This is a genomic window from Vibrio sp. Hal054, from assembly GCF_037162405.1.
GTDB classification, from domain to species: Bacteria; Pseudomonadota; Gammaproteobacteria; order Enterobacterales; family Vibrionaceae; genus Vibrio; species Vibrio diazotrophicus.
Genome location: NZ_JARLUT010000001.1, coordinates 1,239,448 through 1,254,716, shown reverse-complemented (window position 1 = coordinate 1,254,716; position 15,269 = coordinate 1,239,448). Strand labels below are relative to the sequence as shown.

Below are 15,269 nucleotides of genomic sequence, written 5' to 3'. Positions count from 1 at the left end.
CATATTTCAAAAGCTTTATATATTTAACTCAAACTTAAATTAAAAACTGGAACAAATGCACATTTTACCTCTCATAAAATACTCGTAATTTTATTTTATTAGACATGCAAAACTTAGGAGAGACAACGAACCATACATAACACCTAGAAACCTTAACAGCCGTAACATAAGCCGTTGTTATGTATGTTTTTGTACTAGGAACCATCTAAACCCCCGCCATCAATCCATTTATTTACAACAACTTAATTCAAAAACCCACTAAAAATTGATAACCAAAGATTATTAATCGCCCAGAATTTGCACAATCAAATCAATAATTAACCACCAAAAATAAGTGAAAAACATCACAAGATTCATTTTGGAATAAATATCACAAATATGATTTTTATAGGTAAAAAAATATTAGTTTTATTGATTAGAATGCTGCTCAATACGACTAAAAATGAATTGTCATGAAACGGTAAAATATAAATGTCAGAACTAATTGAAAATTTAAATACCGATGTAAAACCTTTAAATGTAGAATTACTAGGCAAACCAATTCATATCGTCCGAGAAAAGTTAGCAAAAATCATAAATGACTCAACCAATGGCCTAATTACAGAACTTCAATCTTGGCTGAGTGGCCCATATATAGATATTAATATCAAGTCCGTTGAAATACTCGAACTAAGCAATTTATCCTTCAATATGAAAACGGTTTCTCAGTACAGTCATGAAAGCGGTGGCTCTTTATTTATCAATCTAGATGACAAATCATTAATTAGATTTTCTGACCGTTTTTATGGCACAGATATTGAACGTAAACAAACCGTAATTACTAGTAGTGACAAACGTCTTCAAGACCGTATAGGCAAGTTAATCAGTCAATGGGTAGCCCCAAAAGAAATGTGGCGAACCAGCGGAGAAGATGTGGCTTTCGGTACAGGCATTAAGGCCAATTTGAGTGTGACTAGTGGTGAACATAACGGTGAGCTGGCTGTATTCTTTGATAATCGTCTGGTTCAAACGCTGATCAACCAGCTTGATTTGCAGTCAAACGAAAACTTAAAGCCTCAGTTTTATGAATCGCTAAAAACTACGCCAGTGAGACTCAATGTTCTTTTGAGCAAGAAAACCATGACTCTAAGCGAAGTATTAAGTTTATCGCCGCAAGACATACTTCCCATCGATCTGTTGTCATCCCCTCCTGTCAGTATAGGCAATGCCAATCTCTTTACAGGTCGAGTTGCAGAACAAGACGGGCAATTAGTTTTAATTTTGAACCAAGATAAGGATTCCTAACAAATGAGTGACTCTTTGGACGCTTTGAACTTCGATGACGATGACCTGAATTTTGGTCAATTTCACCTCGATGAATCTGAAGAAAGTGCTGTAAATGAAGAAGCACCCAAAAGCGAAAGGGATTTAAGTTTTTTCAAAAATATTCCCGTAACCGTAACGTTAGAGGTTGCCAGTAAAGAACTTTCTTTAGGCGATTTAATGAAAGCGGGTGAAGGCTCTGTCATTGAATTGGATAAGCTAAATGGCGAGCCTTTAGACGTAAAAGTGAACGGTTCATTACTGGGCCATGCGGAAGTCGTTATCGTAAATGAGAAGTATGGTCTGCGTCTCATTGACGTGATTGATTCAGCTTTAACATCCGTTGGTTAATCTCAGGTTATAAAAATGAATAAGCCGCTTTCTTTATACCGCTTAAGCATAATGGTGTTGTTGCTGTCATTGTTATCGATGCCAACGCTTGCAGCAGAAAACGGTCTTACTATGTTCAGTGTCACTGACGGCAATACTCAACAGGAATACAGTGTAAAACTGCAGATTCTGTTGTTGATGACAGCGCTAAGTTTTATACCGGCCTTTATTATGATGGCCACCAGCTTTACGCGTATTATTGTTGTGCTTGCTATTTTGCGTCAGGCTCTTGGTCTGCAACAAAGCCCTCCCAATCGTGTATTAGTTGGTATAGCGCTCGCGCTTACCATCCTCATAATGCGCCCTGTCTGGACTGACGTATATGAACACGCATTTAAGCCTTACGACCAAGGTGAGATAACCTTAATGCAAGCATTCTCTGTTGCTGAAAAACCTGTACGACATTTTATGCTTGCTCAAACACATCAAAGCTCTCTTGAGCAAATGCTTCGTATCGCTAATGAACCGTTAGATCAGAACGTAGAAGACATTTCTTTTGCTGTTGTACTGCCCGCTTTTGTTATCAGTGAGTTGAAAACTGCTTTTCAGATAGGATTTATGCTGTTTATTCCTTTCTTGGTCATTGATCTGGTGATTGCCAGTGTATTGATGGCAATGGGTATGATGATGCTATCCCCACTTATAGTTTCATTACCATTTAAGCTAATTATTTTCGTTCTCGTGGATGGATGGGCAATGACCGTCGGTACTCTTTCCGCCAGTTTCGCTCCATAAATTGAGGATTAATAAATGACTCCTGAGTACGTCGTAACCCTCATTTCTCAAGCCGTTTGGTTGATCATCCTAATTGTCGCTGTATTGGTTGTTCCTGGCTTAATTGTGGGACTAGGCGTTGCTGTTTTTCAGGCCGCAACTCAGATTAACGAACAGACACTCAGTTTTCTTCCCCGACTCATCGTGACTATGTTAATGGTAATATTTGCTGGCCATTGGATGATACGCCAAATTATGGAGTTGTTTGATTACCTGTTCCTCAATATACCCGGAATGCTTGGCTAATGGAGTTGAGTTTCAGCGAAATATCCAGTTGGTTAGGTCAACTTTGGTGGCCGTTTTTCCGGATTGGCGCAGCGTTTATTTCAATGCCAATTTTTGGTGATTTGCTTATTCCTGTGTGGATAAGAACACTACTTGCACTTTCCATTACTGTGATAACAGCTCCTCTTATGCCAACAATGCCAGAAGTGGAACTTTTTTCGATGACGTCACTTTTTCTTGCATTTGAGCAAGCCGTTTGGGGCTTATTGTTTGGATTAATCATTCATATGCTGTTCACGGTTTTTACCATGCTTGGTCAAATTGTCTCTCTACAAATGGGACTTGGTATGGCTGTTATGAATGACCCTGTGAATGGAATGTCGGTACCTATTCTTAGCCGAATTTTTCTCATTTTTTCCACTCTATTATTCTTAGCTCTCGAAGGGCACCTTTTGGTTATCGATATCTTAATTCAAAGTTTTGAGGTTTGGCCCGTTGGTTCGGGCATTACAATCTTATCGGTAAAAACACTTATCTCCGTATTTGGCTGGATGTTTTCGGCAGCTCTCGCTCTCGCCCTGCCGGCAATCGTCGCTATGCTTCTGGCGAACATTAGCTTTGGTGTAATGAACCGAGCAGCGCCAAGCCTCAATGTTTACGCTCTCGGTTTTCCAATGACAATGCTATTGGGGCTATTCACCGTATTGCTATCCGTTAGCGGTATACCCGGCAGCTACACAGGATTAGTTCATGACACATTACGTTTTCTAAATCAATTTATGGTGGGAAGAGCATGAGCGAATCGTCTTCTCAGGATAAAACCGAAAAAGCGTCACCCCAAAAGGTCAAAAAAGCCAGAGAACAAGGCCAAATACCTCGAGCCAAAGAATTTACCACCGCGCTTATTTTTCTCGCTGTGGCTTTCTATTTCTCAGCACAACTCCCCACGATTTGGCACACCATTACGGGTGTGTTTCGCTACAACATGTCTCTCACTCATCAAGATCTTGAAAACCCAATCACGATGATTGAAAAGTTGATGCACAGCTTAGGTATTTTAGTCGAACTATTAATTCCTATGTTTGTAGTCATTGTTGTTACAGCCGCAGGCTCCAACATGGTTCTCGGAGGATGGCTGTTTCGTCCTGCGAACATGTTACCCAAACTGAGTAAGCTTAATCCTTTAACTGGAATTAAGCGGATGTTCTCTACCCGCTCATTGGTCGAGCTTCTCAAATCCACGCTGAAAGTCGTGGTTATCTCTTTCGCATTGTATTGGTATATGGACTCAAATCTTCAGTCTCTATTGGGAATGCAGCAACTCCCTCTCAATCAGGGTGTGAAATTAATAATGAGTATCCTGTTTGACGGTCTTCTTTTAATGGGGGGCGTGTTATTGCTTTTTGGACTGGTCGATATTCCCTACCAAAGATGGGAGCATATGAAAGAACTCAAGATGACCAAGCAGGAATTGAAGGAAGAATATAAAAGCAATGAAGGTCGTCCAGAAGTTAAACAACGTATTCGCCAAATCCAACAACAATTTGCCCGACGCCGTGCCGATAAAATGGTACCAAAGGCTGATGTAGTAATCGTCAACCCGACACACTATGCCGTTGCACTAAAATACGATCTCTCTTTATCCGATGCCCCTTTCGTGGTCGCTAAAGGTATTGATGAGACCGCAATGCATATTCAGCGTATTGCTAGAGAAAATAACGTAGAAATCATTAACTCTCCTCCGTTAACTCGTTCAATTTACTATACAACCGCCATTGAACAGGCTGTTCCAAGCCAGCTTTATATCGCGGTAGCACACATTTTGACGTACGTGTTGCAGTTGAAATCTTTTCGCAATGGTAAAGGGGAAGAACCGATGCCACTCCCTCATTTTTCCATTCCCAAGAACTTGCAGCATTAATCAGTAATAAGGACTGTACCGATGTTAAACCGGTTAAAACAACTACAAAGTACAAGTAAATCTTATATTGGTATTCCAATCGTTTTACTGATGATATTGGCAATGGTTATCCTGCCCTTACCGCCTTTGCTGTTGGACTCTTTGTTCACTTTCAATATCGTGCTTGCGATTCTGGTTTTATTAGTGAGTACAACGGCAAAACGTCCGTTGGACTTTTCCATATTTCCAACCATATTGCTTGTCGCAACCCTACTACGTTTGACTCTAAACGTAGCATCTACGCGGATTGTACTGCTTGAAGGACATAATGGTGCCGAGTCTGCAGGTAAAGTCATTCAAGCATTTGGTGAAGTGGTAATCGGCGGAAACTATGTCGTTGGTATGGTGGTCTTTATCATCCTAATGATCATTAACTTTGTCGTCATTACCAAAGGTGGAGAACGAATTTCTGAAGTTTCTGCTCGATTCACACTAGATGCTTTACCTGGCAAACAGATGGCAATAGATGCTGATATGAATGCAGGGTTGATCGATCAAGAGTCCGCTCGTCAACGCCGCCGAGAAGTAGCGAATGAAGCAGATTTCCACGGCTCAATGGACGGTGCATCTAAGTTTGTCCGTGGTGATGCTATCGCTGGATTGATGATCTTGTTCATAAACATTATTGGCGGTGTCGCTATTGGTGTATTTGAACACGGTATGGCAGCAGCCGAAGCCTTTAAAACTTATGCTCTACTTACCATAGGTGACGGTTTAGTTGCTCAGATCCCATCTCTTCTATTAGCAACGTCAGCAGCGATTATTGTTACGCGCATTAACGATAGCGATAACGATATGTCGCAAACAATGCACAAGCAGTTGCTCGCGACACCTTCGACGCTTTATACCGTAGCGTGCATTATGTTTGTTATCGGTATTGTTCCAGGTATGCCACACTTAGCTTTCTTCACTTTTGCTGTTGTTGTCGCTTTTGCCGGATGGCGTCAGAGCAAACTGCCGGTTGAAGACTCGCAGCTTGAAGAAGTGACTGCCCTTGCAAAAGCAATGCGACAGGAAGAAGACACACCGCTAAGCTGGGAAGATATACCTCACGTGCAGACTTTAGGGCTTTCCCTCGGTTATCGACTCGTTCATCTAATCAATAAAGAACAAGGCGCGCCCCTAACGCAACGAATCAGAGGCGTACGCCGTAATTTATCAGAGCAAGTCGGGTTCCTGCTTCCAGAAGTGGGCATTAGAGATAACCTCAATCTTAAACCGAATCAGTACACTATTTCCCTAAACGGAGAAACGATAGAAGAAGGTTTTATAGAACCAGAACGCTTGATGGCAATTGCGGTAGGAGAAACCTACGGTGAGATCGACGGTATCATCGGTAGCGATCCTGCCTATCAGTTACCAGCGGTATGGATAGAACATAAGCAAAAAGCTCGGGCACTTAATATGGGTTATCAGGTAGTCGATGATGCGACAGTCGTTGCTACGCATATTAGTAAAGTTATGAAAACCAACCTTGCTGAGCTGTTTAATCATGATGATGTAGACGCGATGAATCAGCGTTTAACCGTTCAAGCACCGAAACTCGCTGAAGCACTCGCTGCGGCCTTGCGCCCTGCGCAACAACTCAAAGTTTATCGTCAACTTTTGTTAGATCAGGTTCCCCTGAAAGATATTCGAACCATTGCGAACACCATGCTTGAGTCTTGTGAAAATACAAAAGATCCAATCTTATTGGCCGCCGACATTCGCTGTGCATTACGCCGGACTTTGATTAACCTTTTAGCAGGTCAAAAACAGGAAATTAAAGTCTATGCATTATCTGATGAACTGGAGCAAATGCTCATGACTTCTTTGCAACAGGCTCAAGCTCGCGGCACCGTGATGCTAGATAGTTTTCCTGTTGAACCTAACATTCTGGGACAATTCCAACAGAATTTACCTCTCATTAGGCAACAAATGAAACAGCAAGGTATTCCTTCTATTCTGCTGGTTATGCCGCAATTAAGACCGTTAGTTGCAAGATACGCAAGAACGTTCGCGCATGGGCTAGCTGTGCTGTCATACAATGAGATTCCAGAAAACAAACAGATAAGTGTGGTAGGTAACCTTGGTTAAGCTATTTTCTTTTCAGACGCTGTTCCAATATCTCAGCGATCTTATCGAAAACAACGTCATCACCAATGACGACGCTTTGGTATTTGAAGCATTCAAACACAACGATATTCGTCACGCCTGTCAGGCAATCCGCGAAGCGAATACTGGTGAAGTTGAGTTTCAACACCTAACTTTGCGATTTGGTAGCCATGGCGAACAGAGTGTTTATCAGTTTCAATTATCAGAGAAAATGGCGTACTGCCTAGACTTGTACAGCCTTTACCTAGCGCTTCGTCAAACCAAATTCCAATTAGAAACTTTTCACCCGGATCTCATCAGTAATGTCGTCGTCCCTATTAAAGGTGAAACAATACTGTGGCCAGAAGGTAAACTATTTATCGAACAAGCTCTTGAGCATCATCAGCAGACATTTGCGCACATAGTGCCGTCAATACAGGTAGACTTTCCATTAACCTCTCCTGATGAACTTCAGGAATTAGTAAAACAAGTTCAAAAGACTGCGTATGCGGTTTGGTTTGAGCTCTATGCTCCATGTGACCAATTCGAACAAGTAGCGCTGTTCAAACCAGACATGATCAAACTTGCCGTGTCATTGGAAAATAAAGAAGATAGGCAAGCTTTTTTGCCAATCGCACGTTTCCTTCGACAATCACGTTACAAATGGGTAGCAGGTAGAGTTTCCAGCAAAATAGAACTAAACCAATATAAGTTGCTTGGCGCCAGTTACTATTTTGGTTACTTCAGCGATATCCCAATGTCTATGTCATTTAGAAACTTTAGCGATGCGGATAATGATACCTATTAATTAACGACGTTACATTTAATTAGCAAAGTTACAGTCTGCCTCTATTCCCCCTACACTTTCCGCATCACTGATAACATCAGTTGTTAGTAAAGGGGGAATCAAAATAATCTGAATAACCTTAATAATAACCTTCGCCAAGAAGCCGCATAAACCATTGAATTTTAATCACTTTTAAAATTTTCTTAATTTTTCTTAATTTTAAATTAATTTTCTCACTCGATCATCCGCCTCTAATTAGTGAACAGGGAAGTATCCCGAACCCAATAACATATTGAAACCACTTGAGGAATCGAACATGGCTTTATCAATGCAAACTAACTATGCTTCACTCGTTGCGCAAAACACGATCAGCGGTACGAACAACCTACTTAATACTGCGCTAGAACGTTTAAGCACAGGTTATCGCATCAACTCTGCAGCTGATGACGCTGCAGGCTTGGCTATTGCAACTAAACTAGAAGCTCAGACTCGTGGTATGTCGGTTGCAATGCGTAACTCTCAAGACGCAATCTCTATGCTCGAAACTGCTGACGGTGCTTTAGATGAACTATCTAACATCGCTTACCGTATGAAAGATCTAGCAACTCAAGCAGCTAACGGTACGTATGCCGATGGTGGTACAGAGCAAACTGCACTGGATGCAGAATACCAACAACTTGCTACCGAAATGACACGTATCATCGATCAAACAACTTACGGTTCAGGTACACACCTGCTTAACACCACTGACGGCATTATGGGTAGCAATGCAACTCTTCAATTCCAAATCGGTGCGTCTGCAGCAGAAACACTACAAGTTGATGCATCAACTGGTATTACAGCAATCGAAACAGCAATCACTGGTTTAGGTGCTTTAACTACTCAAGCTGGTGCGAATGGCGAAATTACTGTTATGGAAGGCATGTTCGACACAATCAGTAACCTACGCGGTACATTGGGTGCAAACATCAACCGTTTAGAACATACAGTCAACAACTTAGCGAACGTTTCTGAAAATACAACAGCAGCTAAAGGTCGTATCATGGATGCAGACTTCGCTGCAGAATCTTCAAACATGACTAAGAACCAAATGTTGATGCAAGCGGGTACAACGGTACTGTCCCAAACTAACCAAATTCCAGGCATGGCAGTTTCTCTACTACGCTAATTGCTCAACGATATACCTTAATAAAACCTCCCTTTATGGGAGGTTTTTTTATTTTTCACTCGCCGACTTACGTTTCACCACGTTGCATTTAATTTTATTCAAGACTATGTCGCCTAACGTTATTGAATAGCATGTGATTTTAAGTGGAAAAGCGGAACTCATCCTATGGAAACAGAGCTTCCGCCTTTCTTAATTATCACACCTATCTATTTGTTTTATATAAATAATTTAACTGGCACGCATCTTGAAATGTACGTTTATTCAAATCAGATATGTATAGCCAGATATAAGTAGCACTCAGACTGATATCAGGGAGAAAACAAATGAGTTCGATAGATCCAATAACTATGGCAACACAGCTTGCGACCTACGACGTGCAGGCATTTCAAACTCGTTATGATACACAGAACACTCAGTATCAATCTCAACTGACAGCACTGGGCAAGATTGAAACGGCTCTCAGAGATTTTCGCACCGCTATTAATGAAATAAACAGTTCGACTAGCAGCATCGTAAAAAATAGTGCGACCGCCTCTTCTGATGGTTATCTTTCTGCGACAGCTGACGCTACCGCACTTTCAGGCAGTTACCAGTTTTTTGTTGAACAAATTGCAACGGCTCACCAAGTTTCCGCCGATATGCCAGTTAACTTAGATGCTAGCACTGTAGTGCCTTCAACAGGAACGCTCGATTTTAGTATCAATGGCGAAACTATGTCTTTAGACCTATCCACTATTGATAGTAATAGTGACGGTGTATCAACCATGGCGGAACTCGTCACTGCGATTAACAGTGATAGTAGCAACCCCGGCGTTAACGCCACGTTGGTACGCTCGAACGGCCAAACCTACTTTATGCTTTCCAGTGAAGAAACCGGCATTAACAACGCGATTAATGTTAGTGCTTCAGGTACAGGCCAAGCATGGTTCGAAAATGCTTTCGCTAATCTGACAGAAATTACCGCACCACAAGATGCGATCATTTGGGCTGGTGCCCAAGGATCCGGTCTCCAGTTAACCAGTAGTAGCAACACTTTCGAAAACGTTGTTGATGGTGTCGATATCACGGTATCTAAAGCACAAACATCGGGTGAGACGCCAATATCGATGACAGTTGCGCCGGATCAGGAAGGCACTACTGAACAGATGAATTCGATTATCAAAGCTTATAACAGCTTAATGTCGACCATAGACAAATACACCACAATCGGTGGTGAAGATACTGCCCGTGGTGTACTCGCAGGAGATTCAACCGTTCGTTCCATAGAAACTCAGCTCAAAACGATTATACGTGAGCAATTTTCTGGAATACGCCTCGCTGATCTTGGCATTGAAATCAGTCGTGATGGAAGTATGAGTATTGATAGCGACAAGTTCAAAGAAGCTCAGACGACCAATAGTCAGGCTTTGAACACCTTCTTCAATGGTGACGGTAATCTTTTAGATTCTATCGATGAAATGATGGAGCCCTATCTCCAGTTTTCAACAGGTATGTTTTCATCACGTAAAGACGCGTTACGCCAAACTCTCGATCGTATCAGCGATAGACAAGAAGCCTTAGAACGAAAATATGAGATGTCTTATAACCGCTACCTAAAACAATATACCCAAATGAACCAAATTATTACCCAAATGAATCAGACAATGTCGATGTTCGGCTAAGTCTGATCTAGGAGAGACTTTATGTTAATGGATTCTGGTTATGACTCATACCAACAAGTGGACTTAAACGCTCAAGCCGCAGCAGCAACTCCACACCAGTTAGTCGTTATGCTTATCGACGGTCTACTCGATGAAGTAGAACGCATCCGTGGCCACCTAGCTGAGGGGCGTTTAGCGGCCAAAGGCGCAGGCATAAGCAAATGTATGAACATTTTAATTGGTTTAGACAGTGCTCTCGACATGGAGAACGGCGGCGAGCTCGCTGAAAACCTACATCAGTTATACGACTTCTGCCAAATCGAGCTGTATCAAGCAAGCGTACAGAAAGACGTGCAACGCTTAACCAATGTTGAAACTGTGATGGGCAACATTAGAGAAGGATGGGTTAATTTTGGGCAACATGCGTAAGGTTTCAGCGGAGCGTTTCCGCTTTCTGACTCAACGGATAACCATAGCAACAAAGATGCAGGATTGGCGTGCTATTGCCCGCTACGATTCTGAGCTTAGTGAACTTTTAAGTGCGGGCAGAGACTCTCTAACAGATCCACGTATTGCCCCGCATGTTGCTGATGTAAAAGCTGCACATAAAGCGGCTTATCACGCTCTAAAAGAAGCGAGTTCAAAATTGGAAGCTCAAATGTCCAAGGTTAACGAGCAACAGGAAGGCACTTTGGCCTATCAGTTAGCGATGTCAATGGAGGACTAGTTTTTGCAAGGACTAACCACAACTCAACAAGCAACATCACCTGTAAAAGAGAATGCCTCTTTTACTAAATCAGTACACCAGGCGCGTAGTTTTAATAGCGATGGGCAAGCGAACTCTGAAGTCTTTACTCTTGTTCAAATTCCATTTAATTCCGCATTGTCCAAAACGGAACATAAGCTTGCTGTGGATGATCATCCACACGCCACAGCGTCAGACGAGCAACAAGTCAGTGACGATACTCAGCAAGAGTTAAACATGTTGGTTCCGCCTACAGTTAATATTGTGCAAGAGATGAACAAACCTGAATCCAGAAGCAACGCACAAGCACAAGGTGTAATTGTATCTGGGTTTAATTTTGCCAATGGACAATATACTCAAGGCAGAAATATAACAGGGGCTGAAGCTGGCACATTAAACAACCAGATATCAGTTCCCCAAGCTACAAACGCGGATCAAGTTACAAGCGCGAGTGTATTGCAAACTCCGTTAACAAACCCAGAAGTTAACGGTAGGACATCAAATACGCCTATTGCAGACATCAAACTTGTCAGTGCAATCAACAGTGAGCTCAGTAACATAGGAGCCTCACCGCTATCTCCAACAGCACAATCAGCCCCCCTACACTCTTCATCTACTACAAACTTAACAGCAGGTGAAAACCGACCTGAATGGGCGACCTTACGCATTGATACTCAAGCGGGTAAATGGGGCGAGCAAATGCTTCAGGTACTGCATGATCGTGTCACGCTACAAGCACAGCAAAACCTTCAGGAAGCTAAGATTCGTCTCGACCCACCGGATCTTGGAAAACTGGATTTGGTCGTTCGAATAGAAGGGGATCGTCTAAGTGTACAAATCAATGCGAATAACGCAGCGACACGAGAAGCCCTGATGCAGGTTTCGGATCGTTTACGTGCTGAACTTCAGGAACAAAATTTCGTCAATGTTGATGTCAACGTCGGCTCAGATCAACGCAATCAACAACAAAGTCAAAGCTTTGAAGAGCAAAACAGCAGAATTTATAAAGCGAAAGAAACCTCTTCAGACCAAGACTATACACCAACGTCTGAACATTGGCTCAGTGCACAAGCCTAAAGCGAATATCCTAGGAAATAGTTATGTCCAAAAAACAAATTATCACAATGTTTATCATGCTACTTGTCACTAACATGCTCGTTACAGGTGGTATCGTTTTTGGCGGTATTATGTATCTAAAATCCCCGAACAATGGCGAATCAAATAACTGGTTTGCTCAATCCCCATTGTCTTTTCTAACCTACAACTCGCCAGAAGGTGCTCAAGCTCCAAGCTTTCGTTCGCTAGAGAAAGTAGTACTCAGTATTAAAGGGGAAAAACAAAATCATTTCCTTATGCTTGAAATTGCCGTGGAAACCAGATACCCGGAAGCCATTGAAAACATAAATGATTATATGCCTGTTGTTCACAACTCAATGATCAAACTGTTTAGTGATAAAACCTATGAGGACATTCAGCAAGACGGCATCATCGACAAACTGCAGAACGAAGTGAAACAGTCCGTTCTTTCAGCTTTTGATAAAACAGATATTCTTCATAACATCGACGATGTACTTCTTACTAAATTTGTCGTGCAGTAAGGTCGGAACGTATGTTGGACATGCAGTATCAAGACGCTTACAGTCACTCAGAAGACATAAACACTCCTGCTGTTGCCATTGATGAAAATTACCTACTCAATCAATATCAACATCTAGTGAAAAGGGTTTCTAACCAATTACGCGTTCATGCCAATACCCATTGCAGTGTCGAAGATATGCAACAAATCGGGTTAATCGGCTTGCTCGAAGCAGGACGCCGCTATGGTGACATTGAAGACCCCAACTTTCCTGCGTTCGCCGTATGCCGTATCCGAGGAGCGATTCTGGATGAACTTCGTCGGCTAGACTGGCGCTCAAGAAAGACACGACAAGATGCACACCAACTTAATGATATTACTCGTGACTTAACGAGAAAACTCGGAAGACAACCGTCTGAAAGTGAGATTATTCAGGCCTTGGGAACCAACGGGGAAGACTATCATTATCGTCTAAATGCGTTAGTTGCAGGTGAAATGCAAAGCCTCGATCAACTGATTGAAAACGGCGTTGAGCATTTTTCCGAAGACGGCTACGACAGCATTTCACATGAACATACTCGTCGAAGCTTGGAACGATCAGTAGAACAGCTTAATAAACGCGACCAACTACTGCTAACGCTGTTTTATCAACATGAACTTAACCTTAACGAAATTGCGCTCGTACTCGATTTAACACCGGCCCGTGTTTGTCAGTTACACAAACAGGCGCTCAACCAACTCAATCATCATTTGTCTTCTTAGGAGTCACTTATGCAAAAGTTTCTTGGCGCCGTCATTATTTTATTATGTGTATTTGGCGGCTATATGTGGGCTGGCGGCAGCCTAATTGCTATTTGGCAACCGGCTGAATTCCTTATCATTATTGGTGCAGCTTTAGGTTCAATTATCATTGGTAATCCGCCTCATGTGATTAAGGAAATACGTCTTCAGTTGCGTATGATTTTGCGTCAACCCAAAGACGAACAGAAGTACTACATGGAGCTGATGGCTTTACTACAGATTCTTCTGGAGACTGTACGTACCAGCGGATTTAAATCTCTGGACCAACATATTGAAAACCCGCAGAGCAGTGCCATATTTTCTCGCTATCCCCGTATTGCTCAAGACTATAGAGTCGTCGCCTTCATTGCAGACAACCTTCGTCTTATGGCAATGGGACAGATGTCACCTCATGAGCTTGAAGGATTACTCGAACAGGAAATAGACGCAGTTCAGGCGGATTTAATGGTGCCATCAAGATCGATTCAACGTACAGCCGAAGCTTTACCGGGATTTGGTATTTTGGCGGCGGTAGGCGGCATTATTATTACAATGCAATCAATTGACGGTTCTATCGCCCTTATCGGACATCATGTTGCAGCTGCACTTGTTGGCACCTTTATCGGTATTTTTGGTTGTTACTGCTGCTTAGACCCACTAAGTAATGCCATGGCTCAAAGAGTTAAACGCAATATGTCTGCTTTCGAATGCATTCGGGCAAGCCTTGTGGCATACGTTGCAAAAAAACCTACGCTACTTTCGATTGACGCTGGCCGTAAACACATTCAGTTAGACATCAAGCCAACGTTCAATGAAATGGAAAAATGGCTCACTGAGCAGGAGGTATAATGCAAAAGGAGCATATAGTGTTCAAACGCGCTAAGGCGCATGAACACGATGAATACCACGGAGGAGCCTGGAAAGTTGCGTTCGCAGATTTCATGATCGCCTTAATGGCGCTATTCCTTGTACTGTGGATCATGCAGGTTTCCAACGAGAAAGAAAGACAAGCTATCGTCGCTCAAATCGCGAAAGCCAGCATTTTTGAAAGCGCTGGAAACCCTTTTGACACGTCACAAAGTTTGTCTCCTATTGATTTGGAAACCAATTCATCGACAGTGCCAAGCAAAGCAGATTCCAATCATACTGTTACTTCGTTTTATAGTGGCGACGGTGAAGGACCTGAATCTGATTCATTGATTGATGGAACCTTCGATACTCAAGAAGAGTTGGCATTGCTCGCTAAAGTGATCGAAAACATGATCAAACAGATAAATGCCGAAGGTAATGTGTTCGTTTCCGTCACACCACAAGGTTTACGCATCGTTCTACAAGATGACTTCCGACAACATATGTTTGATCGTGGAGGTACAGAATTAACACCGTACTTTGAAGATTTACTGTTGGCTCTGGCTCCGATATTTCAACGCGTGAAAAACTCTTTGATTATCAGTGGACACACTGACTCTGTTGCTTTTAAGCGCGCATTTAGTCATAACACCAACTGGGAACTATCAGCGAATCGAGCCAATATCGCTCGTCAAACTTTAGTTGCTGGAGGCATGCCGGAAGAACGCGTGTTACAAGTGACCGGGATGTCAAATCGAGCGCTACTTAATCCTGAAAATCCTAATGGCAGTGAAAACCGCCGAATTGAGCTGTTTATCCTCACTACAACCGCATCACTAGTATTGGAAACACTGTTTAAAAGCGAAGACAATGAGCTTGAAAAGGCGAAGGACAAAGCCGACTTTAATCAACCTGTCTTGCGTCAGGAAGCAATTAACTACCCTGTAGAAGTTGATAGCACAAACAGAAATCTCCAAAAATCTTAAACATATCATCACCC

General features: G+C 42.3%; 17 protein-coding genes. All 17 read left to right on the top strand.

Annotated features, from left to right (window positions below):
- The first annotated feature begins 471 nt into the window (after positions 1–471).
- The gene (locus tag P4S58_RS05765; protein ID WP_269350521.1) at positions 472–1,284 is read left to right on the top strand and encodes a FliM/FliN family flagellar motor switch protein; all 813 of its coding nucleotides are present in this window, start codon (positions 472–474) and stop codon (positions 1,282–1,284) included.
- Between the two features lie 3 nt (positions 1,285–1,287).
- Complete coding sequence (fliN, locus tag P4S58_RS05760; protein WP_042488777.1) at positions 1,288–1,653, top strand: flagellar motor switch protein FliN; 366 nt, start codon at positions 1,288–1,290, stop codon at positions 1,651–1,653.
- A 15-nt stretch (positions 1,654–1,668) separates the two neighbouring features.
- Positions 1,669–2,427 carry a flagellar type III secretion system pore protein FliP gene (gene fliP, locus P4S58_RS05755; RefSeq protein ID WP_042488780.1) on the top strand — a complete coding sequence of 253 codons (759 nt, stop codon included), beginning with the start codon at positions 1,669–1,671 and terminating at the stop codon, positions 2,425–2,427.
- A 15-nt stretch (positions 2,428–2,442) separates the two neighbouring features.
- A complete protein-coding gene (fliQ, locus tag P4S58_RS05750; RefSeq protein WP_042488784.1) occupies positions 2,443–2,712 on the top strand; it encodes a flagellar biosynthesis protein FliQ in 270 nt (89 codons plus the stop codon).
- A complete protein-coding gene (gene fliR, locus P4S58_RS05745) occupies positions 2,712–3,488 on the top strand; it encodes a flagellar biosynthetic protein FliR (protein WP_102967011.1) in 777 nt (258 codons plus the stop codon). The genes fliQ and fliR overlap by 1 nt, the downstream gene beginning before the upstream one ends.
- Positions 3,485–4,612, top strand: coding sequence for a flagellar biosynthesis protein FlhB (flhB, locus tag P4S58_RS05740; RefSeq protein WP_042488791.1), 1,128 nt, complete (start codon positions 3,485–3,487; stop codon positions 4,610–4,612). Before fliR ends, flhB begins: the two co-directional genes overlap by 4 nt.
- Before the next feature lie 21 nt (positions 4,613–4,633).
- Entirely contained in the window at positions 4,634–6,727 is a 2,094-nt protein-coding gene (locus P4S58_RS05735) for a flagellar biosynthesis protein FlhA (RefSeq protein ID WP_102967927.1), read from the top strand.
- The gene (locus P4S58_RS05730) at positions 6,720–7,532 is read left to right on the top strand and encodes an EAL domain-containing protein (RefSeq protein WP_102987250.1); all 813 of its coding nucleotides are present in this window, start codon (positions 6,720–6,722) and stop codon (positions 7,530–7,532) included. The genes P4S58_RS05735 and P4S58_RS05730 overlap by 8 nt, the downstream gene beginning before the upstream one ends.
- A 295-nt stretch (positions 7,533–7,827) precedes the next feature.
- Positions 7,828–8,679 carry a lateral flagellin LafA gene (gene lafA, locus P4S58_RS05725; protein WP_042488801.1) on the top strand — a complete coding sequence of 284 codons (852 nt, stop codon included), beginning with the start codon at positions 7,828–7,830 and terminating at the stop codon, positions 8,677–8,679.
- A 323-nt stretch (positions 8,680–9,002) separates the two neighbouring features.
- Complete coding sequence (gene fliD / locus P4S58_RS05720; RefSeq protein ID WP_337163139.1) at positions 9,003–10,340, top strand: flagellar filament capping protein FliD; 1,338 nt, start codon at positions 9,003–9,005, stop codon at positions 10,338–10,340.
- A 21-nt stretch (positions 10,341–10,361) separates the two neighbouring features.
- Positions 10,362–10,748: a flagellar export chaperone FliS gene (gene fliS, locus P4S58_RS05715; RefSeq protein WP_042488807.1), complete on the top strand. Its 387-nt coding sequence runs from the start codon at positions 10,362–10,364 to the stop codon at positions 10,746–10,748.
- Positions 10,741–11,046, top strand: a complete 306-nt coding sequence (locus tag P4S58_RS05710; RefSeq protein WP_373279442.1) for a LafD — start codon at positions 10,741–10,743, stop codon at positions 11,044–11,046. Before fliS ends, P4S58_RS05710 begins: the two co-directional genes overlap by 8 nt.
- A 3-nt stretch (positions 11,047–11,049) precedes the next feature.
- Positions 11,050–12,141 carry a flagellar hook-length control protein FliK gene (locus tag P4S58_RS05705; protein WP_337163135.1) on the top strand — a complete coding sequence of 364 codons (1,092 nt, stop codon included), beginning with the start codon at positions 11,050–11,052 and terminating at the stop codon, positions 12,139–12,141.
- A 23-nt stretch (positions 12,142–12,164) separates the two neighbouring features.
- Complete coding sequence (locus P4S58_RS05700; protein ID WP_102967008.1) at positions 12,165–12,662, top strand: flagellar basal body-associated FliL family protein; 498 nt, start codon at positions 12,165–12,167, stop codon at positions 12,660–12,662.
- An 11-nt stretch (positions 12,663–12,673) separates the two neighbouring features.
- Entirely contained in the window at positions 12,674–13,402 is a 729-nt protein-coding gene (locus P4S58_RS05695; RefSeq protein ID WP_102967007.1) for a FliA/WhiG family RNA polymerase sigma factor, read from the top strand.
- A 9-nt stretch (positions 13,403–13,411) separates the two neighbouring features.
- Positions 13,412–14,269, top strand: coding sequence for a flagellar motor stator protein MotA (gene motA / locus P4S58_RS05690; protein ID WP_042488823.1), 858 nt, complete (start codon positions 13,412–13,414; stop codon positions 14,267–14,269).
- A complete protein-coding gene (locus P4S58_RS05685) occupies positions 14,269–15,255 on the top strand; it encodes a flagellar motor protein MotB (protein ID WP_042488827.1) in 987 nt (328 codons plus the stop codon). Before motA ends, P4S58_RS05685 begins: the two co-directional genes overlap by 1 nt.
- The last annotated feature ends 14 nt before the right edge of the window (positions 15,256–15,269 follow it).